The 26533-nt window shown below is 70.1% G+C and carries 30 protein-coding genes and 1 pseudogene; 16 read left to right on the top strand and 15 right to left on the bottom strand.

What is annotated here, in order from left to right; translation table 11 throughout:
* Positions 1 to 76: 76 nt before the first annotated feature.
* Entirely contained in the window at positions 77 to 1342 is a 1266-nt protein-coding gene (locus tag ACIBK0_RS42945) for a VWA domain-containing protein (RefSeq protein WP_399092934.1), read from the top strand.
* The gene (locus ACIBK0_RS42950; RefSeq protein WP_399092937.1) at positions 1342 to 2190 is read left to right on the top strand and encodes a hypothetical protein; all 849 of its coding nucleotides are present in this window, start codon (positions 1342 to 1344) and stop codon (positions 2188 to 2190) included. Before ACIBK0_RS42945 ends, ACIBK0_RS42950 begins: the two co-directional genes overlap by 1 nt.
* A 144-nt stretch (positions 2191 to 2334) precedes the next feature.
* On the opposite strand, the gene ACIBK0_RS42955 is transcribed toward ACIBK0_RS42950, so the two are convergent.
* Positions 2335 to 2961, bottom strand: coding sequence for a winged helix-turn-helix transcriptional regulator (locus tag ACIBK0_RS42955; protein ID WP_399092939.1), 627 nt, complete (start codon positions 2959 to 2961; stop codon positions 2335 to 2337).
* Positions 2962 to 3046: 85 nt separating this feature from the next.
* Between ACIBK0_RS42955 and ACIBK0_RS42960 the strand changes: the two genes are divergently transcribed.
* The 4 genes from ACIBK0_RS42960 to ACIBK0_RS42975 all read left to right on the top strand — a co-directional run bounded on the left by ACIBK0_RS42960 (position 3047) and on the right by ACIBK0_RS42975 (position 6234).
* Entirely contained in the window at positions 3047 to 4255 is a 1209-nt protein-coding gene (locus ACIBK0_RS42960) for a pyridoxal phosphate-dependent aminotransferase (RefSeq protein ID WP_399092942.1), read from the top strand.
* Between the two features lie 75 nt (positions 4256 to 4330).
* Positions 4331 to 4981 (top strand): histidine phosphatase family protein, encoded by a 651-nt coding sequence (locus tag ACIBK0_RS42965; protein WP_399092945.1) that lies wholly within the window; start codon positions 4331 to 4333, stop codon positions 4979 to 4981.
* A 127-nt stretch (positions 4982 to 5108) separates the two neighbouring features.
* A complete protein-coding gene (locus ACIBK0_RS42970; protein ID WP_399092947.1) occupies positions 5109 to 5735 on the top strand; it encodes a hypothetical protein in 627 nt (208 codons plus the stop codon).
* Between the two features lie 76 nt (positions 5736 to 5811).
* Positions 5812 to 6234: an acyl-CoA thioesterase gene (locus tag ACIBK0_RS42975; RefSeq protein ID WP_399092950.1), complete on the top strand. Its 423-nt coding sequence runs from the start codon at positions 5812 to 5814 to the stop codon at positions 6232 to 6234.
* Positions 6235 to 6270: 36 nt separating this feature from the next.
* Here the strand turns inward: ACIBK0_RS42975 and ACIBK0_RS42980 are convergent, their stop codons facing one another.
* Both ACIBK0_RS42980 and ACIBK0_RS42985 read right to left on the bottom strand, forming a co-directional pair.
* Entirely contained in the window at positions 6271 to 6393 is a 123-nt protein-coding gene (locus ACIBK0_RS42980) for a hypothetical protein (protein WP_399092953.1), read from the bottom strand.
* Between the two features lie 240 nt (positions 6394 to 6633).
* Complete coding sequence (locus tag ACIBK0_RS42985; protein WP_369250113.1) at positions 6634 to 7035, bottom strand: winged helix-turn-helix transcriptional regulator; 402 nt, start codon at positions 7033 to 7035, stop codon at positions 6634 to 6636.
* A 103-nt stretch (positions 7036 to 7138) separates the two neighbouring features.
* Between ACIBK0_RS42985 and ACIBK0_RS42990 the strand changes: the two genes are divergently transcribed.
* Entirely contained in the window at positions 7139 to 8620 is a 1482-nt protein-coding gene (locus ACIBK0_RS42990) for an MFS transporter (protein ID WP_399092956.1), read from the top strand.
* Here ACIBK0_RS42990 and ACIBK0_RS42995 read toward each other — a convergent pair.
* Positions 8593 to 8754, bottom strand: a complete 162-nt coding sequence (locus ACIBK0_RS42995; RefSeq protein WP_399092959.1) for a hypothetical protein — start codon at positions 8752 to 8754, stop codon at positions 8593 to 8595. The two genes, ACIBK0_RS42990 and ACIBK0_RS42995, sit on opposite strands and share 28 nt — an antisense overlap.
* 80 nt (positions 8755 to 8834) lie before the next feature.
* Here ACIBK0_RS42995 and ACIBK0_RS43000 point away from each other — a divergent pair.
* Positions 8835 to 9157 (top strand): annotated as a pseudogene (locus tag ACIBK0_RS43000) (helix-turn-helix transcriptional regulator); the annotation flags it as partial.
* Here ACIBK0_RS43000 and ACIBK0_RS43005 read toward each other — a convergent pair.
* The gene (locus ACIBK0_RS43005; protein ID WP_399092962.1) at positions 9093 to 9731 is read right to left on the bottom strand and encodes a TMEM175 family protein; all 639 of its coding nucleotides are present in this window, start codon (positions 9729 to 9731) and stop codon (positions 9093 to 9095) included. The pseudogene ACIBK0_RS43000 and the gene ACIBK0_RS43005 sit on opposite strands and share 65 nt — an antisense overlap.
* Positions 9732 to 9900: 169 nt before the next feature.
* Here ACIBK0_RS43005 and ACIBK0_RS43010 point away from each other — a divergent pair, with 169 nt between their 5' ends.
* Positions 9901 to 10716 (top strand): chitosanase, encoded by an 816-nt coding sequence (locus ACIBK0_RS43010; protein ID WP_399092965.1) that lies wholly within the window; start codon positions 9901 to 9903, stop codon positions 10714 to 10716.
* A gap of 65 nt (positions 10717 to 10781) precedes the next feature.
* Here the strand turns inward: ACIBK0_RS43010 and ACIBK0_RS43015 are convergent, their stop codons facing one another.
* The 8 genes from ACIBK0_RS43015 to ACIBK0_RS43050 form a co-directional block, all read right to left on the bottom strand.
* On the bottom strand, positions 10782 to 12113 hold the full coding sequence (locus ACIBK0_RS43015) for a nucleobase:cation symporter-2 family protein (protein WP_399093041.1): 1332 nt from the start codon (positions 12111 to 12113) through the stop codon (positions 10782 to 10784).
* 361 nt (positions 12114 to 12474) lie between these two features.
* Positions 12475 to 13851, bottom strand: a complete 1377-nt coding sequence (locus tag ACIBK0_RS43020; RefSeq protein ID WP_399092968.1) for an 8-oxoguanine deaminase — start codon at positions 13849 to 13851, stop codon at positions 12475 to 12477.
* Between the two features lie 161 nt (positions 13852 to 14012).
* Entirely contained in the window at positions 14013 to 14936 is a 924-nt protein-coding gene (gene pucL, locus ACIBK0_RS43025) for a factor-independent urate hydroxylase (RefSeq protein WP_399092971.1), read from the bottom strand.
* A gap of 5 nt (positions 14937 to 14941) precedes the next feature.
* Positions 14942 to 15343, bottom strand: coding sequence for a hydroxyisourate hydrolase (gene uraH / locus ACIBK0_RS43030; protein ID WP_399092974.1), 402 nt, complete (start codon positions 15341 to 15343; stop codon positions 14942 to 14944).
* The gene (gene uraD / locus ACIBK0_RS43035; protein ID WP_399092977.1) at positions 15340 to 15855 is read right to left on the bottom strand and encodes a 2-oxo-4-hydroxy-4-carboxy-5-ureidoimidazoline decarboxylase; all 516 of its coding nucleotides are present in this window, start codon (positions 15853 to 15855) and stop codon (positions 15340 to 15342) included. Before uraD ends, uraH begins: the two co-directional genes overlap by 4 nt.
* Positions 15856 to 16019: 164 nt before the next feature.
* Positions 16020 to 16388, bottom strand: coding sequence for a helix-turn-helix domain-containing protein (locus ACIBK0_RS43040; RefSeq protein WP_399092980.1), 369 nt, complete (start codon positions 16386 to 16388; stop codon positions 16020 to 16022).
* Entirely contained in the window at positions 16385 to 16636 is a 252-nt protein-coding gene (locus ACIBK0_RS43045; RefSeq protein WP_399092983.1) for a hypothetical protein, read from the bottom strand. Before ACIBK0_RS43045 ends, ACIBK0_RS43040 begins: the two co-directional genes overlap by 4 nt.
* Before the next feature lie 207 nt (positions 16637 to 16843).
* Positions 16844 to 17026 (bottom strand): hypothetical protein, encoded by a 183-nt coding sequence (locus ACIBK0_RS43050; protein ID WP_399092986.1) that lies wholly within the window; start codon positions 17024 to 17026, stop codon positions 16844 to 16846.
* 50 nt (positions 17027 to 17076) lie between these two features.
* Between ACIBK0_RS43050 and ACIBK0_RS43055 the strand changes: the two genes are divergently transcribed.
* From ACIBK0_RS43055 to ACIBK0_RS43080, 6 genes are all read left to right on the top strand, one after another.
* A complete protein-coding gene (locus tag ACIBK0_RS43055; RefSeq protein WP_399092989.1) occupies positions 17077 to 17259 on the top strand; it encodes a hypothetical protein in 183 nt (60 codons plus the stop codon).
* A gap of 415 nt (positions 17260 to 17674) precedes the next feature.
* The gene (locus ACIBK0_RS43060; protein WP_399092992.1) at positions 17675 to 18514 is read left to right on the top strand and encodes a TIM barrel protein; all 840 of its coding nucleotides are present in this window, start codon (positions 17675 to 17677) and stop codon (positions 18512 to 18514) included.
* Between the two features lie 44 nt (positions 18515 to 18558).
* Entirely contained in the window at positions 18559 to 19476 is a 918-nt protein-coding gene (locus ACIBK0_RS43065; protein WP_399092995.1) for a 2-hydroxy-3-oxopropionate reductase, read from the top strand.
* 196 nt (positions 19477 to 19672) lie between these two features.
* Positions 19673 to 21130 (top strand): catalase, encoded by a 1458-nt coding sequence (locus tag ACIBK0_RS43070; protein WP_399092997.1) that lies wholly within the window; start codon positions 19673 to 19675, stop codon positions 21128 to 21130.
* Positions 21131 to 21590: 460 nt separating this feature from the next.
* Positions 21591 to 21830 carry a hypothetical protein gene (locus tag ACIBK0_RS43075; RefSeq protein WP_399093000.1) on the top strand — a complete coding sequence of 80 codons (240 nt, stop codon included), beginning with the start codon at positions 21591 to 21593 and terminating at the stop codon, positions 21828 to 21830.
* A gap of 202 nt (positions 21831 to 22032) precedes the next feature.
* Complete coding sequence (locus ACIBK0_RS43080; protein ID WP_399093003.1) at positions 22033 to 22617, top strand: TIGR04222 domain-containing membrane protein; 585 nt, start codon at positions 22033 to 22035, stop codon at positions 22615 to 22617.
* Here the strand turns inward: ACIBK0_RS43080 and ACIBK0_RS43085 are convergent.
* Both ACIBK0_RS43085 and gcl read right to left on the bottom strand, forming a co-directional pair.
* Entirely contained in the window at positions 22574 to 23443 is an 870-nt protein-coding gene (locus ACIBK0_RS43085; protein ID WP_399093006.1) for an alpha/beta fold hydrolase, read from the bottom strand. The genes ACIBK0_RS43080 and ACIBK0_RS43085 overlap by 44 nt on opposite strands.
* Positions 23444 to 23555: 112 nt before the next feature.
* Complete coding sequence (gene gcl / locus ACIBK0_RS43090; RefSeq protein ID WP_399093044.1) at positions 23556 to 25331, bottom strand: glyoxylate carboligase; 1776 nt, start codon at positions 25329 to 25331, stop codon at positions 23556 to 23558.
* 260 nt (positions 25332 to 25591) lie between these two features.
* On the opposite strand from gcl, the gene ACIBK0_RS43095 reads away from it, so the two are divergent.
* A complete protein-coding gene (locus ACIBK0_RS43095) occupies positions 25592 to 26521 on the top strand; it encodes a hypothetical protein (protein ID WP_399093009.1) in 930 nt (309 codons plus the stop codon).
* The last annotated feature ends 12 nt before the right edge of the window (positions 26522 to 26533 follow it).

Consider the following 26533-nt stretch of genomic DNA (forward strand, 5'->3'; position numbering starts at 1 on the left):
CACGGGCAAGAACTCGTCGAAGCCCGGTTTGAAGATCGTTTTGAAGCGCGGCACCTTTGATCAATAGGATCCGCCGATGATCACAAGACAACGGCTGGCAGCAGGAGTCTGCGCCCTGCTTGCCGCCCTGACGGCCGGGATCGCCTTCCCGGCCGGAGCGGTCGCCGACGAAACGGCGGAGCAGGCCGCTCCCAAGGTCGAACTCGTGCTGGACGTCAGCGGTTCGATGCGGGCTCGGGACATCGACGGCGGGTCGCGGATGGCCGCGGCGAAGCAGGCGTTCAACGAGGTGCTCGACGCGACGCCGGAGGAGGTGCAGCTCGGCATCCGCACCCTCGGCGCCAACTACCGGGGAAATGACCGCAAGACGGGCTGCAAGGACACGGCGCAGCTGTACCCGGTGGGGACCCTGGACCGCACCGAGGCGAAGACCGCGGTCGCGACCCTCACGCCCACCGGCTGGACGCCGATCGGTCCGGCGCTGCTCAAAGCGGCCGACGACGTCGACGGCGGCGAGGGCACCCGGCGCATCGTGCTGATCAGCGACGGCGAGGACACCTGCCAGCCGCTCGACCCGTGCGAGGTGGCTCGCGAGATCGCGGCCAAGGGCATCGGCCTCACCATCGACACGCTCGGTCTGGTGCCCGACGCCAAGACCCGTGACCAGCTCAGCTGCATCGCTGACGCGACCGGCGGCACGTACACGTCGGTCCGGCACAAGGAGGAACTCGCCGACCGCGTGGGCCAGTTGGTCGACCGGGCCGCCGATCCGGTGGTGACGCCGGTCGCCGTGGAAGGCGCCGCCGAGTGCGCGAAGGCGCCCACCCTCAAGTCGGGCCTCTACACCGACCGTGAGGAGTTCGCGCAGCACCGCTGGTACCGCGTGAACGTCGAGCCGGGCCAGGAGCTGCGGGCCTCGGTGAGCGTCGCGGCGGACCGCGAAGTCAACCCCGACTACGGGGTGTTGCTGCGGGCCGTCACCGTGCACGGTCGCGAGATCGTCCGTGGCGAGGCGGCGGGCAACGGACGCACCGACGTCATCTCGACCGGTCTGCGCTACCCGAAGGCCGAGAGCGACGACGAGAACGCCACCGCCGAGGTCGTGTGCCTCCAGGTGTCGCATGCGTTCTCGGCCGGCGCGAGCGTGAAGACGACGCCCGGTCTGCCGCTGGAGCTGACGGTCGACGTCGTCGACGGGCCCGACAAGGCGGGCGACGTGGCCTCGTTCGGACTCGGCCGCGGCTGGTGGCTGCTCGGCGCCCTCGTACTCACCGGCTTCCTCGCGGGTGTGCTGTGGGGCTGGATCTCGCGCTGGCGGGTCGCGGTCTGGAGGACCAACTGATGCGTATCCGACGTGTGTTGACGACGACGGCGTTCATGCTGGGCGCCACCGTGGCTCCCGTTCTGCTCGGCGTCCCGGCCGCTCCTGCCGTCGCGGACTCCTCGCCCTCGGCTTCGGCGAGTCCGTCGGACGACGGCGGCGCGCCCACCGAGGCCGGTACGTCGTTCCGTACGGCGACCGAGATCGAGCAGGGTCAAGAGGCCACCGCGAGCGGCTCCACGGGTGACTACCTGTACTGGTCGTTCCCCGCGGACGCCGGGCAGCGGCCCACCGTGAAAGCGACGGTGAAGCTGCCCGAGGCCTCCACGCGGAACGCCGCCGAGACCTGGCAGATCGACGTGTACGACGGGCTGCGGCGCCGCCAGGCGTGCCAGTACGGGGCCCAGACGCGGACGGCGGCGCGGGACGCGGCCTCCGTGGACCTGTCCTGCACCCTGCGCACCGTCCGCGCCTGGTCGGACACCTGGGCCAACGACCCGCTGCCGGGCACGTACTACATCCGGCTGACCGCCACGGGTCTGGGGGCGTCCGAACTGGGCCTGCCGGTGAGCACCGAGGTCAAGGTGGACTCCAAGGACATCGGCGGCTCGGCGGCGGTCGACGGCGCGCTCGCCGAGCCGCTCGTCCCGGGCATCGCGACGAGCGCCGAGAAGTCCGACGCGGACTCCGACTCGTCGACGGCCGCACTGTCCTCGCTCGAACCCGACGACGGCTGGACCTCCGGCTGGTGGTCCGACCGTTGGGTGTGGACCGCGATCGGCGGCATCCTCGCGGCCCTCGCGGGCATCGGCGGGTACGCGCTGACACGCGGGGCGGGACGGCCTTCGCGGGTGCCGCCGGGCGCCTGACTCTTCAAGGAACGCCGGGCGGGCCGAAGATCTTCAGCCCGCCCGGCGTTCGAGGACGAGTGCGAAGCGCGATACGGGGGTCTGGAAGGCGGCAGCCCCCAAGTGCGGGCCGGGGGGCGGTGGGAGCGGTAACCCCCTCCCGCGTCACGCCTCCCGCAGCACCTTGGCCACCGTGCCCTCCCCCGTCACCTCAACGCGCCCCGCACGCACCGCGTCCAGCAGCGCCACCGCCCCGCGACTCACGGCCTCGCACGTCTCCGTGTCGAGCGTCAGCCGGGCATCCGGCTCCTCCGGGGCGGGCCCGTCCCCGTAGACCGGCCCCTCCCCGGCCCCGAGCCACACATGGAACTCCCCTTCGTCCAGACGCACTTCGACGAGCCCCTCCCCCTCAAGCCCCCGGAGCAACGGCAGCGCGAACCAGTGCGCCCGCACGGCATCCGTGGGCCGCCGCTCCCCCAGCGTGAGCGCCCCCCACTCCCCCAGGGCCTGCAGCACGGGCAGCAACTCCCGTCCCCGTCGGGTGAGTTCGTAGACGTACGCCGCGCCCGGCGGCGGAAGGCGCCGCCGGGTGGTCAGCCCGTCGCGCTCCATGTCCTTGAGCCGGGACGCGAGCACGTCCGTGCTGACGCCCGGCAGGTCGGCGTGCAGATCGGTGTAGCGGCGCGGTCCGCCGAGCAGTTCGCGGACGATCAGGAGGGTCCACCGGTCGCCGACGGCATCGAGTGCCCGGGCGGCGGAACAGTACTGGTCGTAGCTTCGGCGAGGTGACATGCGGCGCAGTCTAGCTATCTTGTTGGACTTTCCAAGCTCGAACTTGGTAAAACCAAGCAACACCACGAACCGGAGGGCACAGCGCATGGAGTTCCGGCAGTCGAGCAAGCTCAGCGAGGTCTGTTACGAGATCCGCGGCCCGGTGATCGAGCACGCCAACGCGCTGGAGGAGGCGGGCCACAGTGTGCTGCGCCTCAACACCGGCAACCCCGCGCTCTTCGGCTTCGAGGCGCCGGAGGAGATCCTCCAGGACATGATCCGGATGCTGCCCCGGGCGCACGGCTACACCGACTCGCGCGGCATCCTCTCCGCCCGCCGGGCCGTCGCCCAGCGCTACCAGGACCGGGGCCTGGAGGTGGATGTGGACGATGTCTTCCTCGGCAACGGAGTCTCCGAGCTGGTGTCGATGGCGGTGCAGGCCCTGGTCGAGGACGGCGACGAAGTCCTCATCCCCGCCCCGGACTTCCCGCTCTGGACGGCGGTCACCACCCTCGCCGGCGGCAAGGCGGTGCACTACCTCTGTGACGAACAGTCGGACTGGTACCCGGACCTGGACGACATGGCGGCGAAGATCACGGACCGCACGCGCGCGGTCGTCATCATCAACCCCAACAACCCCACGGGCGCGGTGTATCCGAAGGAGATCGTCGAGGGCATCCTCGACCTCGCCCGCCGACATGGACTGATGGTGTTCGCGGACGAGATCTACGACCAGATCCTGTACGACGACGCGGTGCACCACTCCGCCGCGGCGCTCGCCCCGGACTTGGTGGTCCTCACGTTCTGTGGCCTGTCCAAGACGTACCGGGTGGCGGGCTTCCGCTCGGGATGGCTGGTCGTCACGGGCCCTAAACAGCACGCGCGCAACTACCTGGAGGGCCTGACCATGCTCGCCTCCATGAGGCTGTGCGCCAACGCGCCCGCCCAGTACGCCATTCAGGCCGCGCTCGGCGGCCGCCAGTCCATCCATGAACTGACGGCCCCCGGCGGCCGCCTGCACGAACAGCGCAACCGCGCCTGGGAGAAGCTCAACGAGATCCCCGGTGTCTCGTGCGTCAAGCCGAAGGGCGCGCTGTACGCGTTCCCGCGTATCGACCCCGAGGTGCACAAGATCCACGACGACGAGAAGTTCGTCCTGGACCTCCTCCTGCGCGAGAAGATCCAGGTCGTCCAGGGCACCGGCTTCAACTGGCCCCGCCCCGACCACTTCCGCATTCTCACCCTCCCGCACGCCGACGACCTGGACGCGGCGATCAGCCGGATCGGGCGGTTCCTGAGCGGGTACCGGCAGTAGGGCCACCCGGCCGAGCCGGGGCTGCGCCGGTCGGCCGTCGATGCCACCGTACGAGGGGACAGAAAGGGTTCGGCGATGGGTGACCTCCTCCTCGTACGGCACGGAGAGACCGAGTGGTCGTTGTCCGGGCGGCACACCGGGTCGACCGACATCCCGCTGACCGACAAGGGCCGGGAGCAGGCGCGGAGCCTGGCTCCGCTGATCGCACGCCATCACATCGCGGCGGCGTTCGTCAGCCCGATGCAGCGGGCGCGGGAGACGGCGCGGCTGGCGGGGGTCGGCGGGGCGCGGGTGGACGCGGATCTGTCCGAGTGGGACTACGGCGGGTACGAGGGGATCACGACCGTCGAGATCCACCGGAGCAGGCCCGACTGGTTCCTGTTCTCGGACGGGGTCGCGGCCGGACCGCCCGAGCACCCCGGCGAGAGCCCGGACGAGGTCGGGGCGCGCGCGGAGCGGATGCTGGCCAAGATCGACGCGGCGCTCGCCGAGGCGGAGGGCAGTGTCGTGGTCGTCTCGCACGGGCACTTTCTGCGGGTGCTCACCGCCCGGCGGCTGGGGCTGCCCGCCTCGGACGGCGCGCTGTTCCAGCTCGGCACCGGGACGATGAGCCGGCTGAGCACCGAGCACCGGCGGCATGTGGTGGCCGGGTGGAATGTCAGACCCGACGCGTACTGTTCCCATCAGCCGCTCTCCTCGGCGGGAGAGGGGCCGGGCGAGCACTGAGCGACGGGGCGGGCGCAGAGGAGCACGCGGCGTCGTCACACGATGGGCGACGGAGAGAAGCCCGCCGTGAGACGACCGGTGCAGGGCAGCCCGCCGTGAGACGACCGGTGGAGGGAGGGAGTGCGAGATGACTCGACCGCCGACCGCCGCGCAGCGACGTGTCATCGAGGCCGCCGACCCCGTGACCGGACGTCTGAAGGGCACGGAGGCGCAGCTCGCCGCCCTGGTCAAACGCGGGCTGGCCTTCCGGCATCCACGGCCGCCGCACGACCATTTTCTGACCCCCGCAGGGCATCGCATACGCGAGACGCCCGAGCCGGTCGCCGCCGCGGAGCCTCCCGCGGCGACCGAGGCCGGTGTGTTCGCCGCGCGGATCGGCGGCGAGGAGGCGACCGGCGCGGGGCCGTCACGCATGCGCGAGGTGCGCAGCGCCTGGGAGGGGCTGCTTGAGCTGCGCCGGATGACCAATCCTGACGGTGAGATCGACCGTCCGTGCGGGTGGGAGCGTACGCATCTGGTGCAGGCCGCCGCGCTCGCTCTGGAGGCCGCGGGGCACCGGCCCGCGGGGACGGAGGGTGGCGGCTACCGAGTGCGGGCGACACCGCAACCGGAGGCCGTCGCCGTGCGCGAGCCGGATTCCGGGGCGCTGCGGGCCTGCGCGGCCACGCTGGAGAAGGCGGGCTGGCAGGTGGGCGAGCACACGGAGCCGCGTACGGGGGCGCGGTATGTGCTCGCCTCGCCGCGACGCGTGTGAGGAGGGGGGCCGGAATGGCTTGCGGTACAAGGGAGTTGGATGGATCAGTCCTGACCGCCGTTGAAAAGGGGAAGTCGTGACAGAGCCGTTTTCCGTCGCAGTGACCGTCCGCGGGTACGAGACCGATGTGCAGGGACACCTCAACCAGAGCGTGTATCTGCAGTACGCCGAGCACGCCCGCTGGTCGCTGCTGCAAGCGGCCGGGATCGGTCAGACGGAGCTGATAGGCAAGGGCGTGGGCCCGGTGGCCCTGGAGACCACCATCCGCTACAAACGGGAGCTGCGCGCCGGGGACGAGGTCGAGGTGACCTGCGACTTCCACTGGGGCGAGGGCAAGAGCTTCCGCATCGAGCAGACGATCCGGAAGACGGACGGCACGGTGTCCGCCGAGATCTCCGCGGTCGGCGGACTGCTCGACCTCAAGGAGCGCAGGCTGGTCACCGACCCGCGTGAGTACTTCCGGGCGCTGGCCACCGATCCGCGGCTCTTCGGGCTCTGACCGTCACGGGCATGAGTCTTTGCCCAGCCGTCGCCGTCACGGGCGCATGTCCTCGGGGCATCGCGGCAGCGTGACGGTCACCGTCAGGCCGCCCTCCTCGCGTGGGCGGGCGACGATCTCCCCGTCGTGGGCGCGGGCGATGGGGTGGACGATGGGCAAACCGAGGGCCGCACCCTTGGAGATGACGACGCGCAGTTCCGCGCCGAGTCCCTGCTGGGCCTGGCCGTCACCACCGGGTACGCCCTCTACCAGGGGTGGCCGACCGTCGGGCCGCTGTGGGCGCCGGCCAGCGGCATCGGGTCCACCCGGCGATCGGCGGCCTGGCCGGGTCGTATCCGGCGATCCGCGCGTCGCGGCTGTCGCCGACCGAGGCGCTCGCGGTCCCTTGAGGGAACCGGCCTACGCGTCCAGCAACTCCGGCGAGTGCTGGGCGTCGTAGGCCGCGCGCGACTCGGCGATGGTCACGCGGTGCCGCTCGGCCCAGTCGGTCAGGGACAGCAGGGTCGCGTGCAACTCGCGGGCCACCGGCGTGAGTTCGTACTCGACCTTCGGCGGCACCGTGGGATGGACGGTCCGCGTGACAAGTCCGTCGCGTTCCAGATTGCGCAGCGTGAGGGTCAGCATGCGGCGGCTGATTCCCTCCACGCTCCGCTCCAACTCGGTGAAGCGGATGGGGCCGTGCGCCGCGGCCACGATGATCAGCACGCTCCATTTTCCGGCGACCCTGTCAAGAACTTCGCGGACCGGGCACGCCTGCGCGAGCACTGCCTGCGAGGTAACACCGGTGTTCCCCTGGGACATCGAAGTGCCTCCTTATACCGGTCTCCATGGTCACCCACGATGTACCCCGTTACAAGTCGTGCACCTATGGAGTGCACCTGCGGAGAACACGGAGGTCGTCGCCATGCTGTCCCGGACCGAGCCACCCACGCCATCGACACCAGGAACGTACTCCCGCTGGGCCTCGCTCGTCGTCCTGTGCGCGGGCACGCTGATGACGATCCTGGACGGGAACATCGTCACGGTCGCGATGCCGGCGATCCAGAGCGATCTCGGTTTCTCGGGACCGGGGCTGGCCTGGGTGGTGAACGCGTATCTGATCCCCTTCGGCGGACTGCTGCTCCTGGTGGGGCGGCTCGGGGACCTGGTCGGCCGCAAGCGGATGTTCGCCGCCGGGCTCGCGGTGTTCACCGCGGCGTCCGTGCTGTGCGGAGTGGCCACCGGCCAGGGCACGCTCGTCGCGGCCCGCGCGCTGCAGGGCGTCGGCGGGGCCATGACCTCCGCCGTCGTCCTCGGCATGCTCGTGGCACTCTTCCCCGAGCCGCGCGAACAGGCCCGTGCCATCGCGGTGTTCAGCGCCGTCGGCGCGGCGGGTGGGGCGCTCGGCACGTTTCTCGGCGGGGCTCTGACGCAGGCGCTCAACTGGCACTGGATCTTCCTGATCAACCTGCCCATCGGGGTGGTGGCCTGGCTCGCCGCACTGCGGATTCTCGCCCCGGACAAGGGAGTCGGTCTCGGCAGGGGCGCCGACTACCCCGGCGCGGCCCTGGTCACGGGTGCGCTGATGCTGACGGTGTACGCGATCGTGGGCGCCGGGGACCGGGGGCTCGGCGGCACCCTGACCCTCGCGGCGGTCTCGCTCGCCCTCTTCGTGGCGTTCACCGTCCGCCAGGCGCGGGCCGCCCGCCCCCTGCTGCGGCTGCGGCTCTTCCGCTCCCGCGCCCTGACCAGCGCGAACGGCGTCCAGATCCTGATGATCGCGGGGATGTACGGCTTCCAGTACATCGGTGCGCTGTACCTCCAACGCGTCCTGGGCTACAGCGAGTTGCTCACCGGCACGGCATTCCTGCCCGCGCCGATCGCGATCGGGGTGCTGATGCTCGGCCTGTCGGCGCGCACGATCGCCCGCTTCGGCCCGTACCGCGTACTGCTCGCCGGGCTCGCCCTCATCACGGCGGGCATGGCCCTGCTGAGCCGGGCTCCGGTCGACGGCAGGTACGTCGCCGATGTGCTCCCCCCGCTGCTCCTGCTCTCCGCCGGGTTCGCAGCCGCGATGCCCGCGGTGACCGGGCTCGCCATGTCGGGCGCCCGCGAGGAGGACGCGGGACTGGCTTCCGGTCTCTTCAACACCACCCAGGTGGTGGGCGGTTCACTGGGGCTCGCGGTCCTGACGACGCTGGCGGCGAGCCGCACGCAGCGGCTGATCGGCGGGGGCAAGCACGCCGTGGCGGCGACGGCGGACGGCTATCGACTGGCGTTCACCGTGGCCACGGGCATCGCGGGGGCGGCTCTGCTGCTGGCGGCGGCGCTCCTGCGGCCGGGGCGCGCGGTCACCGCCCCGGCTCCGCGGGCCGGCCGTCAGTCCCGCGCGAACGCCTCCTTGTGATCGCACGCCCACCGGGTATAGGTACGCGGTGCACGGCCCAGTACCTGTCGTACGTCCTCCGTCAGCACCGCGTTCCCGCCCTTGCGGACGTACGCCGTGCACGCCAGGACGCCCTCGGCGTAGGTCCCGGACATACCGGCCCGGAGGAACTGCTCGTGGAGCGCGTCCGGGGGTACGTCGGCGGCGGTGACCGGCCGGTCGAGGATCCGGGAGCCGTCTCCCGGTAGGCGTACGCGAGGTGGCGGACCGTCTCGCCGTCAGCGAGCGGCAGCTGCGCAACCTCTTCTCGGACGGTGTCGGTGTCTCGCCCAAGCACTATGCCCGCATCGACCGCGTCCGCCACATCCTCACTTCCGCACGCCGGTCCCGGACATCCCGTGGGCCCAACCGGCCGCCGCCACCGGCTACTACGACCAGTCGCACATGACCGCCGACTTCCGCTCGCTGATGGGTGTCCCGCCCACGTCGTTCTTCACCGGCCGTCTTCCGGCAGCGCGGCCTTGTCAGGCGTTCGGGTCGGCACCGGTACCTGGTTGAAGCCGTAGTAGATCGCGATCAGACCGTGCGCGGCCAGGGTGAGCGGGGCCGAGACGTAGGCCAGGCCGACCGTGGCGGGGTAGGCGAGGGAGCCGAGGGCGAAGCGGACGCGGGTGCGGCGGGCGCCCTCGAAGTCGACGCGGGTGTCGAAGAGGTGGCCCGTGCGGGTGAGGTGCCACCACAGGGCCTGGAAAGCCAGGGCCATCGCGACCATCACCATGCTGTACACGGCCGCAGCGACATGGGACGCCTTGTCCTCGCGGAGATACTCCGCGAGCATCGCCGTCGGCCAGGGGACGGCGGCCACGATCATCAGGACGAGCAGGTTCAGGAACATCACGGTGCGGTCGATCCGGGCGACGTAACTGAAGACCTGGTGATGGTTGATCCACATGATGCCGATGACCAGGAAGCTGACCACATAGGCGGCGTAGGAGGGCCATTGCGCGCCCAGCGCGTGCCACAGGCCGCCGTGCTCACCGACCTCCGGGACCTTGATCTCCAGGATCAACAGCGTGATGGCGATGGCGAAGACGCCGTCGCTGAAGGCCTCCACACGGCCCGACTCGTTCATGACGTGAAATCCCCCTCGTGGTCATGACTGCGCTCAGACCGTAGCCCAGCATCCGCTTTCCCCGATCACCAACTCGCCCTCGCCGTACGGGTGTACGCGACCTGCAATCTCTGGTAGGAAACTTTCCTAACAGTACGCGGCAACGACACACTCCCCCATCGGAGGTACCGTGCACACCCCCCACATACGCACTTCACGTCGCACCCTGCTCGCCCTGATCGGAGCTTCGCTGGTGGCAGGGCCACTCGTCGCCACCCAGTCCGCGACCGCCGCGCCGGCCGGTCTGGACGACCCGGCGAAGAAGGAGATCGCCATGAAGCTGGTCTCCAGCGCGGAGAACTCCTCCCTGGACTGGAAGGCGCAGTACAAGTACATCGAGGACATCGGCGACGGACGCGGCTACACCGCCGGGATCATCGGCTTCTGCTCCGGCACCGGCGACATGCTCGACCTCGTCGAGCTCTACACGCAGCGCAAGCCCGGCAATGTCCTGGCCAAGTACCTGCCCGCGCTGCGCGAGGTGAACGGCAGCGACTCCCACGAGGGCCTGGACCCCGGTTTCGAGGGCGACTGGCGCAGGGCGGCCCAGGACTCGGCGTTCCAGCAGGCCCAGAACGACGAGCGCGACCGCGTCTACTTCAACCCGGCCGTACGACAGGGCAAGGCCGACGGTATCGGTGTCCTCGGCCAGTTCACGTACTACGACGCCATCGTGATGCACGGCGACGGCGGCGACAGCACCAGCTTCGGCAACATCCGCAGGCGGGCACTGGCCAAGGCCCAGCCGCCCTCCCGGGGCGGCGACGAGGTGACCTATCTGAACGCCTTCCTCGACGCACGGGTGTGGGCGATGAAGCAGGAGGAGGCCCACTCCGACACCAGCCGGGTCGACACCGAGCAGCGGGTCTTCCTGCGCAAGCGGAATCTGAACCTCGATCCGCCGCTGGACTGGAAGGTGTACGGGGACAGCTACCACATCGGCTGACGACCCCCGGTACGGCGGAGGGCGCGGCACGCTCCTGGTGCCGCGCCCTCCGTATGCCCGGGCCGTCAGTGGACCGGTGCAGCCTTGAGGTCCTCCCCCGCCTCCATGGGATGCGTGACCTCGCCGGCGTTCTGACCCTTGCCGAGGTGGTTGAAGACGAGGTTGAGGACCACGGCCGCGACACAGCCGGTGGAGATGCCCGAGTCCAGGACGATCCTCGCCGTCTGGGGGAAGGCGTGGTAGAAGTCCGGCGCGGTGATCGGGATGATGCCGACGGCGAGCGAGACGGCGACGATGAGGACGTTGTTGTCCTTCTCCAGGCCCGCCCGTACGAGGGTCTGGATGCCGCTCGCCGCGACCGAACCGAAGAGGACGACGCCGGCACCGCCGAGGACGGGTCGCGGGACGACGGCGATGAGCGACGCGGCCATCGGGCACAGGCCCATCAGCACCAGGAAGCCGCCGCCGGTCGCGACGACGTACCGGCTGCGGATCCGCGTCATCGCGACCAGGCCGATGTTCTGCGCGAAGGCGCTGCACATGAAGCCGTTGAAGAGCGGGCTGATCGCCGAGCCGAGAGTGTCGGCGCGCAGGCCCGCCGCGATGGTCTTCTCGTCGGCGGGGCGCTCGACGATCTCGCCCAACGCGAGCATGTCCGCGGTCGATTCGGTCATCGAGACCACCATCACGACGATCATCGACAGGATCGCGGCGACCTGGAACTGCGGGACGCCGAAGTGGAACGGGGTCGGGAAGCCGACGACGTCCGCGTCGGCCACCGGGCCGAAGTCCGTGACGCCGAAGGGGATCGCGACGAGTGTGCCGATGACCAGACCGAGGAGCACGGCGATCTGTTTGACGAAGCCGCGCGTGAAGCGGCGCAGAAGGAGCACGATGACGAGCGTCGCGCCCGCCAGGCCCAGGTACGTCGTCGAACCGTAGTCGTCGGCTGAGGGGTTGGGGCCCTGCGCCCAGCCGAAGGCGACCGGCAGGAGCGAGACGCCGATGAGTGTGATCACGGAGCCGGTGACGACGGGCGGGAAGAAGCGGACGGCCTTGCTGAAGAAGGGCGCGGCTATGAAACCGAGGATGCCCGCGACGATGACCGCGCCGAAGATGATCGGCAGGGCGTCGCTCTTGTCCTTGGCGGAGGCGACGACCGCGGTCATGGGCGCGACGCCCGCGAACGTGACGCCGTTGACGAAGGGCAGCCTGGCTCCGATCTTCCAGAAGCCCAGGGTCTGCAGGAAGGTGGCGAGCCCCGCGGTGAACAGGCAGGCGCCGGTGAGGAAGGTCAGTTCGGTTCCGGAGAGACCGACGGCGGCGCCGACGATCAGCGGCGGGGCGACGACTCCCGCGTACATGGCGGCGACGTGCTGCAGACCGCTGGTCGCCATCTTCAGGGCGGGGAGTTTCTCGTCAACTGGGTGCTTGGACTGGCCAGTTGGCTGTGCATCGGTGCTGGGCTCGGGCTGGGCGGCCACGGCGGCTCCTCCGGTCGGTTACACGTCGGCGTTGACGCGGGGGTCAGGGAGGTGATGCGCGGTCGTGCGGGACCGGGACGATGACCGTCACGGAGACGGGAGTCTCTGCGACGGAGACCGTTCCGGGGCGCGCACGTCCATGCACGCCCCGGATACGGCCGCCATGGACCCCGCTCGGGTCCACGGCTACCGGCCGAGGGCCGTCCCCCTCAGCCGGAGATCTCCAGTTGTTCGAAATGGGCCCGGACCCCGGACGGGGCCAGGACTGGGACTCTCAGGCCTGCGCGGCGATCTGCGCCAGGCGCTGCGCCTCTTCCCGCGTGGAGCGGGCGATGGCGTCCTCGTCGACGTGCAGCAGCCGGCTGTCCTCAACGACCGGCTTGCCGTTGACGAGCGAGAGGGTGACCGGGGCCGCCGCGCCGAAGACCAGCGCGGTCACCGGGTCGGCGATCGAGGCGTGCGCCAGGGTGTCGAGCTTCCACAGGACGAGGTCGGCGAGCTTGCCCGCCTCCAGGGAGCCGATCTGCGTGGCGCGGCCCAGGACCTGGGCGCCGCCGTACGTCCCGAGGCGCAGCGCCTGACGGGCGTTCAGGGCGGCCTCGCGGTGGGCGCCGAGGCGGTTGATGAGCAGGGCGTTGCGCAGCTCGGTGTGCAGTTCGCCCGACTCGTTCGAGGCGGTGCCGTCGACGCCGAGGCCGACCGGGACGCCGGCCGCCAGCATGTCGGGGACACGCGCGATACCGGCCGCCAGACGGGCGTTGGAGGACGGACAGTGGGCCACACCCGTCTTCGTACGGGCGAAGGCGGCGATGTCGGAGTCGTTCATGTGGACGCAGTGCGCCATCCACACGTCCTCGCCGAGCCAGCCGGTCGACTCGAAGTAGTCGGTCGGGCCCATGCCGAACAGTTCCTTGCAGAACTGCTCCTCCTCAACGGTCTCCGAGCCGTGCGTGTGCAGGCGTACGCCCTTGCGGCGGGCCAGCTCGGCGCCCTGCTTCATCAGCTCGGTCGACACGGAGAAGGGCGAGCAGGGGGCCACGGCCACCTGGGTCATGGCGTCGAAGGACGCGTCGTGGTGCTCGTCGACGGTCGCCTCGGTGGCGGCGAGGGCTCCTTCGAGGGTCTCGACGGCGAAGTCCGGCGGCAGACCGCCGTCCTTCTCGCTGCGGTCCATGGAGCCGCGGGCGAGAGTGAAACGGACGCCCATCTCGCGTGCGGCGCGGATGACGGCGCCGGACAGGTCGCCGGAGCCCTTCGGGAAGACGTAGTGGTGGTCCATGGCGGTGGTGACGCCGCCGCGGGCCATCATCGCGAGGGAGCCCTGTGCGGAGGCGTACACCATCTTCTCGTCGATGCGGGCCCAGGTCGGGTAGAGCGCGACGAGCCAGTTGAAGAGGTTGTGGTCCGTGGCCAGGCCGCGGGTGATCCACTGGTAGAAGTGGTGGTGGGTGTTGACCAGACCCGGGGTTGCCAGGTGGCCGGTGCCGTCGATGCGGCGGACCACGTTCTCCAGGTTCTCGGGGGCCTTTCCGGCGCCCAACGACTCGATCTTGTTGTCGGCGACGACGATGTAGCCCGAGGTGTATTCGGTGTCGCCCGCGTCCACGGTCGCGATGGCGCAGTTCTCGATCACGATGCGCGAAGCTGCCACGGCGGTTCCTCGTTCTTCCCATTGGTGGACGGACCCGGGGGTCGAGCGGGGTGACGACCGGATCCGTGGTGCTGTTGTTGCGCAGATGCCCCCGCTCTCCCCCTGGGACTTGACGCCGGCGCCCGCGTCGGGGGTCGAGCAAGTAGTCCTGCAGTGCAGTACTACAGGTTGGTGAGGTCCACCGGGATGTGCGGCTCGCAGCCGTCGCGCAGGATGGTGGCCTCGATGAGCCCATACGGACGGTCGGCCGCGAAGTAGACCTCGTTGTCGTTCTCGAGCCCGAACGGCTTCAGGTCCACCAGGAAGTGGTGCTTGTTCGGCAGCGAGAAGCGGACCTCGTCGATCTCGCTGCGGTGGTTGATGATGCGCGAACCCATTTGGTACAGGGTCTGCTGCAGCGACAGCGAGTAAGTCTCCGCGAAGGCCTGGAGCATGTGCTTCCTGACCTGGTCGTAGGACTTCTCCCAGTTGGGCATCTTCTGCTCGTCGCCGCTCCAGTTGAAGCGCCAGCGGCCGGAGACCTGGGTGGCCAGGATGCGGTCGTACGCCTCCTGGAGCGTCGTGTACTTGTCCTTGGCGTAGCCCCAGAACTCGGAGTTCGTCGAGTTCATCACGACGAGGTCCTTCAGACCGGAGATGACCTCCCACTTCTCACCGTCGAAGGTGATCTGGGTGACCCGGGTCTCCTGTCCCTTGCGTACGAAGGAGTGCTTGACCGCGTCGGCGCCGATGAACTTGGAGTTGGCGTCCGAGGTCTCGATGCGCTCCCAGGCGTACTCCTCGATGCGGATGCGCGCCTGCTTGATCGGCTCCTGGCTCGTCACGAAGTGCCGGGCCAGGTGGATGCCGAACTGCTCGGCGGACTCGATGCCGTACTCCTTGGCGAAGGCGTACACCGTGTTCTTCGTGGTGTCCGTCGGCAGGACGTTCGCGTTGGAACCCGAGTAGTGGACCTCCTCCATGTCGCCGCTCAGCGCGATCGACACGTTCAGGTCCTTGATGTGGTGCGTGTCGCCGTCGCGGGTGATCTTGACGACGCGGTTCTCGGCCTTGCCGTACTGGTTCTGTCCCAGAATCGTGGGCATGTCTGCTAGCTCCCTCGGTAAACGGAGTAGCCGAACGGGTTGAGCAGCAGCGGTACGTGGTAGTGCTCGCCCGGCTCGACGGCGAAGGTGATCGCCACTTCCGGGAAGAACGCGCCGCTGTCCCGATTCGCGGGGGCGTCCTGCTGCGCATCGGCTTGCTTTTTTTCTGAATCCGACTCGAAATACCGCTCGACTGCGAAGTCGAGCCGTACGTGGGTCGTCCCCTCCGGCAGCGCCGGAAGGTCCTTGCACCGGCCGTCAGCGTCGGTCGCGGAGCCGCCGAGTGCCTGCCAGTCCGCGTCACGCCCGAAGCGGGCCGCGAGCTGGATGGCGACGCCCTCGGCGGGGCGGCCGACGCTGGTGTCCAGGATGTGCGTGGACACGGAGGCCGTGGTGTCGGTGCTCATGCCTCTTCTTCCTCTACGAGATTGCCGAGGCGGATGCGGTTGATCTTGCCCAGCTCGGCGCGGACGATCTCGCGTTCCTGCTCGGGCGAGTTGCCGATCCGCTCCCTGACCGCGTCGCGCATCTGCTCGCCGGCCCGGCCGGTGGCGCAGATGAGGAAGACGTGGCCGAACTTCTCCTGGTAGGCCAGGTTCAGTTCGAGCATCTCCTCCTTGAGCTCCTCGGAGGCGCCGGCCATGCCGCGCTGCTCCCGGGAGGAGGTCGGGTCCCCGGGCTTCGGGCGCCCGATCGGTGGATGCCCCGCCATCGCCTCCTCCAGGTCCGCGGTGGTCAGCTCGGCCATGAGGGCGTCGCTCGCGGCGAAGAGGTCGTCGACGGTGGCGAAGGGGCGGCGGGCGAGCACGCCGCTCCCGTACGCCGATGAAGCGCACACCTCGTGGAGGGCGGCGAGGGCCGCGGGCTCCTCCAGGGCGTTGAACCGGGCGAGGCCGCCAGGTGTCGTACTCGAAGTCACGGGAAGCCTCCGTGGCCTTGTGCTGGACGGGCTGCGGATAGCTAACGCCCTCGGAAACATCACGTCAACACTTTGTTGAAAAATCCGGGTAACAAAAACCGCCGCCCGGGATTCCGGACGGCGGCGGGTCGCGCGGGAACACACCTCGAGGGCGTTCGCCCTGATCAGGCTTCCTTCTCGCGGTTGAGGTAGTTGTAGACGGTGAAGCGGCTCACGCCGAGGGCACTCGCCACGGTCTCCACGCCGTGCCGCACGGAGAATGCTCCGCGCGCTTCCAGTATGCGCACGACCTCCTGCTTCGCCTTGCGGTCGAGGTCGGCCAGCGGCTTGCCCTGCTTGCGCTCCAGAGCGGCCAGGATGTGGTCGAGGGAGTCGGCGAGCTGGGGCAGGCGCACGGCGACCACGTCCGTACCCTCCCAGGACAACACGACGTCGTCGGTGCCGGCCTGGTCGGGCGGCAGCATCTCGCCCCCCATGGCGTCGACCAGCGGCTTGACGGCCGTGACGAAGGGGTCGTCCCCGAAAGCGGTCACCGCTCCCCCTCCTCGACCACGTTGAGCTGCAGGGAGACCCGGGTGGCTCCTGTCTCCAAGGCCTTGCGCAGCAGCGCGTCGACCGCGGTGAGGACCGCGTCCGCGCCACCCTCCGCCGTGTTGCCGAACGGGCCGACGTCCACGGCGTCCAGTTCCGCCGCCTCGATGACCTCGCGGGCGGCCAGCGCGTGCGGGGGCGCCTCCTCGAGGTCGAAGGGTTCGGTCGTGAACTCCACTCGCAATCGCACTGTGCCCCCATGGCATTTGCTCTGACCTGCGTCTTCTCTCAGCCTTCGACTGAGCGGGCACATCCCCCGACCGGGCACGTCGTCGCAGCGTTGGTGTGCCCCATCGCTCCGACACGACCTTAACGGACTCCTCGCGGCGATCACCGGGATCCAGGACGGCTCGCTGTCGCCGGGCCGGATCGCCGTCCACCCCGCGGTGGACGGCGGTCAGTGTCCGCCCGGGCCCGGCAGGCAGGTCCCGTCGGCCGTGCGGCCGATGACCTCCGCGTCGGCACGGCCCCCACTGTCGACCGTACCGTTGACGCACGCCCGGCCTTCACCCCCGCCGACCAGCACATCGCGCAAAGGTGCGAAGCGGCTCCCCTGGATCTCGATCTTCCCCGCGGGCATCCCCCAGGGCCTCGGCGGCCGCGGCGCGCGGGCCGCTCTCCGTGGTCCCGGTGTCCGCGAGCTTCCTCAGGGCCGCGGCCGGCGCCGTCGCTCGAGGTGCGGCTTGCGTCTTCTGCTCGGCGGTGATCGGCGGCGGGCTGCGGTACGCACGGTTCTCCGCCACCCGCTGGTTCCAGTCGAACCTGATGCAGGGGGACGGCGTCGACTGCCTCTCCTCGGGCAGAGGGCAGTAGCCCTTCGCGGATGTCGCCGGGTGCGGACCGCCCCCGCGGGGGTCGGCCGCCGGATCGGCGCACCCTGCCGACGTGGCGGCGAGCAGAACCAGTGCCGGGGCGGAAAGGAGCCTGGGTCGCGTCAGTGTCATGGCCCGATCATGTCGATCCCGCCCGGCGAAATGCCGTCTGCACAGTGGGGCCACGGACGCCACAGAGAGTGCGACTGCAGCCCACCCCAGGGGGCGCGCCCACCAGTCCCTCCGCTTCGAGTCCAGCCCGCGTGAGCCGGTTCCCCTCGGACACCCTCTTGACAACCCGCGACACACGACGGCAATCTTCCATTACGCAGAAACGAACTTCCGCAATACGGAACACTCCGGATCACGAACCGGACCTCCGTACGGATCTCGATACGGAAGGGAGCGCCGAACCCATGGGATTCGCAGACCAGCGCTTCAACGTCAACCTGTCGATCCTCTTCACGGAACTCCCGCTCCTGGAGCGCCCGGCGGCAGCCGCCGCGGCGGGCTTCACGGCGGTCGAGCTGTGGTGGCCCTGGGTCGACTCCCCCGCCCCTGAGCAGTCCGAGCTCGACGCCCTGAAGAAGGCGATCGAGGACGCGGGCGTCCAGCTGACGGGGCTGAACTTCTACGCCGGGCAGTTGCCGGGCCCGGACCGGGGCGCGCTGTCGATCCCCGGTGCGGAGTCGGGGAAGTTCCGCGCCAACATCGACGTGGCGGCGGACTTCGCCCAGTCGCTCGGCTGCAAGGCCCTCAACGCCCTGTACGGCAACCGAGTCGAGGGCGTGGACCCGGCCGAGCAGGACGCGCTCGCGCTGGAGAACCTGGTCCTCGCGGCCCGGGCGGCCGACCGGATCGGCGCGATCCTGCTGATCGAGACCCTCAACCAGCCGGAGTCCCCGCGCTACCCGCTGGTGACCGCCCCGGCCGGCGTCGACGTCGTCGACAAGGTCAACGAGGCGACCGGCCTCGGCAACGCCAAGTTCCTCATGGACCTCTACCACCTGTCCATGAACGGCGAGGACCTGCCGTCGGTGATCGAGCGGTACGCGTCGAAGACCGGCCATGTGCAGATCGCCGACAACCCCGGCCGTGGCGCCCCGGGCACCGGCGCGCTCCCGCTGGCGGACCTCCTCGACCAACTGAAGAAGGCCGGATACGAGGGCTGGGTCGGCCTGGAGTACAAGCCGGGCGACCGCCCGAGCGCGGAGGCCTTCGAGTGGCTGCCCGCCGAGGCCCGAGCCGCCCGCTGAGCGGCATTCCACAGACGTAGCAGAGAAGCCAGAGAGGCACCCTCATGAGCAACAACCTCGCAGATTCCTCCCGCCCGACCCGCCCGGCGGTTGCATGGATCGGTCTCGGCATCATGGGCTCCCCCATGTCGGAGAACCTGATCAAGGCCGGGTACGACGTCACCGGCTTCACGCTGGAGCAGGACAAGCTGGAGCGCCTGGCCGCCGCGGGCGGCAGCGCCGCCGGTTCGATCGCCGAGGCCGTGCGCGACGCCGACGTCGTGGTCACGATGGTGCCCGCCTCCCCGCAGGTCGAGGCCATCGCGTACGGCCCCGACGGCATCCTGGAGAACGCGAAGTCCGGCGCGCTGCTGATCGACATGTCCTCGATCACCCCGCAGACCTCCGTGGACCTGGCGAAGGCCGCCAAGGCCAAGGGCATCCGCGTCCTGGACGCCCCGGTGTCCGGCGGTGAGGCCGGCGCCATCGAGGCGGTGCTGTCCATCATGGTCGGTGGCGAGCAGGCCGACTTCGACGAGGCCGAGCCGATCTTCGAGGCGCTCGGCAAGACCATCGTGCTGTGCGGTCCGCACGGCTCGGGCCAGACCGTGAAGGCGGCCAACCAGCTGATCGTCGCCGTGAACATCCAGGCGTGCGCCGAGGCCGTGGTCTTCCTGGAGAAGTCCGGCGTGGACCTGAAGGCGGCACTCGACGTCCTCAACGGCGGCCTCGCGGGCTCCACCGTGCTGACGCGCAAGAAGGACAACTTCCTGAACCGCGACTTCAAGCCGGGCTTCCGCATCGACCTGCACCACAAGGACATGGGCATCGTCACCGACGCCGCCCGCAATGTCGGTGCCGCACTGCCGGTCGGCGCCGTGGTGGCCCAGCTCGTCGCCAGCCTGCGCGCGCAGGGCGACGGCGGCCTGGACCACTCCGCGCTGCTGCGCGCGGTCGGGCGCCTCTCCGGCGCCCAGATCTGAGCCCTCTCAGACTTCCGGGTCGCGGCGGCGCTGACACCTGTCCTGTCGCGCCCAGGCGCCGCCGCGGCCCGGATCCACATTCAACAAACTGTTGACGTTCAGATCGCCCCGAACCTAGGCTCCACCAAGCGGAGAGTCCACGAAGCGGAAGAAGATTTCCGCTGACCCCGCTGCCCCCTCGTACGGAAGGTCCACGATGTCGAAGCGCGTGCTCACGACCGAGTCCGGCGCCCCGGTCGCCGACAACCAGAACTCCGCCACCGCCGGCGTCGGTGGCCCGCTCCTCCTCCAGGACCAGCACCTCCTGGAGAAGCTCGCCCGGTTCAACCGCGAGCGCATCCCGGAGCGCGTGGTGCACGCCCGCGGCTCCGGCGCCTACGGCTACTTCGAGGTCACGGACGACGTCACCGGCTTCACATACGCCGACTTCCTGAACACCGTCGGCAAGCGCACCGAGGTCTTCCTGCGCTTCTCCACGGTGGCCGACAACCTCGGCGGCGCGGACGCGGTCCGTGACCCCCGCGGCTTCGCGCTGAAGTTCTACACCGAAGAGGGCAACTACGACCTCGTCGGCAACAACACGCCGGTCTTCTTCCTCAAGGACCCGATCAAGTTCCCCGACTTCATCCACTCCCAGAAGCGCGACCCGTTCACGGGCAAGCAGGAGCCGGACAACGTCTGGGACTTCTGGGCGCACGCCCCCGAGGCGACGCACCAGATCACCTGGCTGATGGGCGACCGCGGCATCCCGGCCTCCTACCGCCACATGAACGGCTACGGCTCGCACACCTACCAGTGGACGAACGCCGACGGTGAGGCCTTCTTCGTCAAGTACCACTTCAAGACGAACCAGGGCATCCGCAGCCTCTCCACCGAGCAGGCACAGGAGATCGCGGGCAAGGACCCGAACTCGCACCAGACCGACCTGCTGCAGGCCATCGAGCGGGGCGTGAACCCGTCCTGGACGCTGTACGTCCAGCTCATGCCGGCGGCGGAGGCTGCCGACTACCGCTTCAACCCCTTCGACCTCACCAAGGTGTGGCCGCACAAGGACTACCCGCTGCAGCGCGTGGGCCGCCTGGTCCTGGACCGCAACCCCGACAACGTCTTCGCCGAGGTCGAGCAGGCGGCCTTCTCCCCGAACAACTTCGTTCCGGGCATCGGCCCCTCCCCCGACAAGATGCTCCAGGGCCGCCTGTTCGCCTACGCGGACGCGCACCGCTACCGCCTGGGCGTCAACCACACCCAGCTCGCGGTGAACGCCCCCAGGGCGACGGCCGCGAACAACTACGGCCGCGACGGCCTGATGGCCTCCAACGGCCAGGGCCGCCACACCAAGAACTACGAGCCCAACTCCTACGACGGCCCCGCCGAGACCGGCCGTCCGCTGTCGGCCCCGCTCGCTGTCGCCGGCCACACGGGCACGCACGAGGCTCCCCTGCACACCAAGGACGACCACTTCTTCCAGGCGGGTGAGCTGTACCGCCTGATGTCGGCCGAGGAGCGGTCCCGGCTGATCGCCAACATCGCCGGCGGCCTCTCGCAGGTCTCCCGCGACGACGTGATCGAGAAGAACCTCGCCCACTTCCACGCCGCCGACCCGGAGTACGGCCGGCGTGTGGAGGAGGCGGTCCGCGCCCTGCGCGAGGACTGAGCCTCAACTCAAGCCGCCCGCGACGGCGTTGGACCCGGATGAGGGGTGGTCCATCGGCTGTCCGGGCAGGACCGGGACCGCGGCGGCGTGCGAGCCAGTGCGGTGGTGAAGGTCTCGGGATCTCCTTCTCGACCTGAGGGAAGCAGACCCCGGTTCCATCGCATCCGCCGCGGTCCCAGCCACACCCCTGAGGTGTGGCCCACGGACTCCGTCCGGCGGCGCGAATGTCCTGTCGCGCCCAGCCTCGCACCGCCGGACGGTCACAACCTCACAGGTCACCAGCCCAGAGCGCCGGGTACGGACGGTCCCGTACCCGGCGCTCTGCCGTGTGCTCGGGGCACGGATCGGGTCGGGTGCCGGGCGCTCCGCCGTGTGCTCCGGGTGCGGATCGGGTCGGGTGTCCGGTGCTCCGCCGTGTGCTCCGGGTGCGGATCGGGTCGCCGCGCAGGAACCTGAGGACATGGACTATCCCAGCATCATCGTGCACTCCCCGGGTCTGGACGGGTCGCGGAGGGTGACCGCGGGGGACGAGACGCTCGGTATCGCGTATCACCTCGACGACGTCGTCGAGATTCTGCGCCTGGCCGATGTCGACCTCGACGAGATCGAGGTCGAGGAGAGCGACATCATCGACTGGCAGGGCGGCGGACCCGACGACTGGCCCGGGTTGTCGGAACACCCGGCGCACCCGGCGCAGTGAGGGCGCACGCCGCGCGCGCCGGGCGCACACATCCGCACTCCCGGTGTACGCAACCGGACGTAGACCTTCTACGGAACCCTCAAATGAAGCTCTGAACACGGCCCCAGGGGCTTCAACTCCCGCCGGATGAGGCAGATTCTCGGCACACGGGGCCCGCCGGCACGGGGGCGGCGGGCCCCGAACGGGGGTACGGGGGAGCACCATGGTCAGGAGCGCGGCGGTCGGGCTTGAGCCCCAGACCGTCGCGCTGCTGCGTGGAGGGGCTCGCGCCGCCGTGACGGTTGCCGTGCTCGCCCTGCATCTGCGGGGCGCCGCCGGCGCCGGACGTCCGGGCACGATGCGGGCTTCGGGGGCGTCCGCGGGGGCGGGCCTTCCGCTGGAGAAGGCGGTGCACGCCTCCCTCTACCGCCCGGCGGGAATGCGGGAGTTGCTGGAACGGCCCCGGGTGCGGCGCACGCTCGCGGAGTTGCGGACCGAGGCCGCCGCGGCCGGGCTGCTGCGCCGTTTTCCTCCCCACCGGACCCGCACCGCCCGGCGCGCCCTCAAGCAGCTTCGCGCCGGGCTGCCGTTGCCCGCCGATCGGGCGGGCCTGTCCACGGACGACCTCCTGCTCGCGGTCGCACTGTACGGCGATGCCGCCCTGACCGTGCTGGCTGCGCGTTTCGCCGAGGCCGCCGGCCTCATCGGCCGCGGCGGTGTCGCGGAGCACGGGCAGTCCTGGGGCGGCGGGGGCGGCATCGGTTTCACCGACGACGGGGCCGGCTGGGGCGGAGGCGGCCCGCACTGACCGCCCGCGGATCCTTGAGGAACGGCAGGGTGTGGCGCAGGAAGAGGTCCGGGCGTTCGTTGTACGGCTCGTGGGCCGTGGGCAGCAGCACGCTCAACGCTCGGACGGGCAGGGCGCGTTGGGCGCGGCGGCCGTCCAGGAACGCGGGGACGACCGGGTCGCGTCTCCCCCACAGCAACAGGATCGGCACGTCCAGGACGGCGGGGTCGGCCAGACCGAAGTCCGGGTCCGCGAAGCCGCGCCAGATGGCGCAGTGCACGGCCAATCGCCGTGCGTCCCCGGGCAGTCGCCGGGCCCTCTCGTACGTCGCCCGGGCGCTCGGTGTGCCGAGTCGGCCCAGGTACGCGCGGGCCAGCGGGACGACGAGTCGGCGGGCGCGCGCGGGCCGGCCCATCACCTCGCGGCAGAACCAACTGGTGAGGGGTGTGCGCGGGGTGAACCCGGCCGGGTCGACCAGGACGAGCGCCGCGATCGACCGGGCGTGCCGTCCCTCGGCGAGGCGACAGGCGACGTAGCCGCCGACGCTGTTGCCGAGCACCGAGATCTCGCGGACGCCCGCTTCCTCGACGAGCGCGTCGAGGACCAGCTCCGCGGCCGCCACAAGCCGTTCAGGGGTGACCAGTTGGGGCTCAGACACCGTGGAGTCCCCGTAGCCGGGCCAGTCGGCCACGAACGTACGGTGGCGGTCCGCGAGGGCGGGCAGGACGGCGTCGTAGTCACGACCGTCCCCGGGATTGGCGTGCAGGAGCAGCAGTGCGGGGGCGCCGGGAGCGCCGTGGCAGCGTACGGCGATGTCGCCGAGAGGGGTGGGGACGGTCATCCGCATGGGGCGAGCATGCCCGACCCGCAGGTGCCTGTGAACAACGCGAAAGGGCGGCCCATCCCCCCGGATTGGGCCGCCCCTGCCTGACAGGGGTGTCAGAAGGCCGAGCGGTGGGTCAGACCTTCAGTGTCTTGATCGAGGTCGGGGCGTGGCCCGGCTCGGTCGCGATCTCCTCGAACTCCACGACGTTGCCGATGTCGTTCGTCTTGCTCATCGCGATGTTCGTGACACGCTCCAGGATCGCCTCGACGACGACCGGAACCTGGTACTCGGCGGCGAGCTTCTTGGCCTGTTCGAAGGCCGCGCCCAGTTCGCTGGGGTCGGTGACCCGGATCGCCTTGCAGCCGAGTCCCTCGACGACCTTGATGTGGTCGACGCCGTAGACGCCCAGCTCGGGAGAGTTGATGTTCTCGAACTCCAGGTTGACCTGGAAGTTGATGTCCAGGCCGATCTGCGCCTGACGGATCAGCCCCAAGTAGGCGTTGTTCACCAGGACATGGACATACGGGATCTTGTGCTGGGCGCCGACAGCCAGCTCCTCGATCATGAACTGGAAGTCGTAGTCACCGGAGAGCGCGACGACCGGGGTCTCCGGGTCGGCCTTGGCGACGCCGAGCGCGGCCGGGATCGTCCAGCCGAGCGGGCCCGCCTGGCCGCAGTTGATCCAGTGGCGCGGCCGGTAGACGTGCAACATCTGGGCGCCGGCGATCTGCGAGAGGCCGATGGTGGAGACATACCGGGTCTCGGGGCCGAAGGCCTTGTTCATCTCCTCGTAGACGCGCTGCGGCTTGATCGGGATGTTGTCGAAGTGCGTACGGCGCTGGAGCGTCGCCTTCCGCCCCTGCGCGGAGGCGGCCCAGTCGCCGCGGTCCGGCAGCCTGCCCGCGGCCTTGAGCTCACGCGCGACCTCGACGAACAACTCGAGCGCGGCCTTGGCGTCGGAGGCGATGCCGTAGTCGGGCGCGAAGATCTTGCCGATCTGGGTGGGCTCGATGTCGACGTGCACGAACTTCCGGCCGGCCGTGTAGACGTCCAGCTTGCCGGTGTGACGGTTGGCCCAGCGGTTGCCGATGCCGAGGACGAAGTCGGACTCCAGGAAGGTCGCGTTGCCGTAGCGGTGCGAGGTCTGCAGGCCCACCATGCCGGCGTTCAGCTCGTGGTCGTCGGGGAGGATGCCCCAGCCCATCAGGGTCGGGACGACCGGGGTACCCGTCAACTCGGCGAATTCGACGAGCAGTTCGCAGGCGTCGGCATTGATGACACCGCCACCGGCGACGATCAGCGGACGCTCGGACTCGTTCAGGAGCGTGATCGCCTTCTCGACCTGGGCACGGGTCGCGGCGGGCTTGTAGGCCTGGAGCGGCTCGTACGTCTCCGGGTCGAACTCGATCTCGGCGAGCTGGACGTCGATGGGCAGGTCGATGAGGACCGGGCCCGGACGGCCGGAGCGCATCAGGTGGAAGGCCTGCTGGAAGACGCCGGGGACCTGGGCGGGCTCCAGCACGGTGACGGCCATCTTCGTGACCGGCTTGGCGATCGAGGCGATGTCGACGGCCTGGAAGTCCTCTTTGTGGATCACGGCGGTCGGGGCCTGGCCCGTGATGCACAGGATCGGGATGGAGTCGCCGATCGCGGAGTAGAGGCCGGTGATCATGTCGGTGCCGGCCGGTCCCGAGGTACCGATGCAGACGCCGATGTTGCCCGGGTGCGTCCGGGTGTAGCCCTCCGCCATGTGCGAGGCACCCTCGACATGTCGGGCGAGGGTGTGGTTGATCCCGCCGGATGCCTTGAGCGCCGCGTAGAAGGGGTTGATCGCCGCGCCCGGGACGCCGAACGCGTTGCTGACGCCCTCGCGCTTGAGGATCTCGACTGCCGCGCGGGCAGCGGTCATACGAGCCATGGAGTACTCCTGCTTCGGCTGTCGGATTCGCGCTCCCGTCGCGCCCCGCGGAGAGCTGTTGATTCCGTTGCGGTCCGCAGCGGCTTCCCTGACCCTGAGAGGTTTGGGATTCCACATTGCGGAAACTAACTTCTACTATCTGGAATCAATGTAAGCGGCTTGCCGAAAGCCGTCAAGAGTGGGCACCGGCACTGGACCCGCCGGTGGCTGTCGAACCGTTTACCTGCCGGAGGGCCCTTCGCTGGAGGACGATGGACACGCTGTCCCGACGTGACGTCCTGGAGTGGGCCATGGCCGAGAGCGTGCCGGTGCGGTGTCCGGCCTGCCGCCGCGAGCATCTGTATGCGGCGCCGTCGTATCCGTGCGTGTGCGGCGCGCCCGTGACGCCTCCACTCGATCGCCTCGCGAATCCTGCACCCGTCGCCCACCGCGTCTGGGACGAGGACTGGGTCACGGTCCACTGTGAGGCCTGCGGCCGCGACAGCCAGTGGCCCCACCCCGAGCTGGGGTGCTCCTGCGGGGCGACGCTGCGGATTCCAGTACGAGGGATACGAGGCGTGCGGCGGGCGCGGCGCGTGGAGCTCGCGCCGGGCACGGCCGCCGACGCGCACCCCGACGGGACCAGGGAGTCCCGCGGGAAAACCGCCCCGGGCGCCCGCCCGGACACGACCGACGGCCGGACGCACGACGCGGACGAATCGCTACAGGACCCCGAACAGGACAGGGAGAGGGACTACCGGGACCAGGACACAAGCAGGAGGTCACCGCAGCGCCCGCCGCACGCCCCCTCCTCCGGGCCCCGCCCCCCGCTCCAGCCGGTCACCATCCGTACCGCACGGGACGCGGTCACGGCGGCCGCCCTGTATCTGCGCTGGCTCGGTTACCGGGACATCCGGCGGGCGGATCAGCGGCCGCCGTCCGGGATCGGGCTCGCCGCCCGCGGCATCCTCGCTCAGGTGGACCCCACAGTCCGTCCGGCCTCGCTCCGCGACGTGGAGTGCCTGTGGCTGACGGCCATGGCGGAGTCGGCGGGGTGCGTGTACTTCTCCCTCACGGGCTACGCAGACGACGCCCGCGCCCGGGCCGACACCCTCGGCGTCCCCCTCTTCGTCCTCGACCTCACGGGCACGCCGCAACCGGTGAACAGCCCGGCCGACGAACTCATCGCCTCCACGGGCTGACCACCGGCACAA

Origin of the sequence: Streptomyces sp. NPDC050564, assembly GCF_044457265.1 — a bacterium.
Lineage (GTDB): Bacteria > Actinomycetota > Actinomycetes > Streptomycetales > Streptomycetaceae > Streptomyces.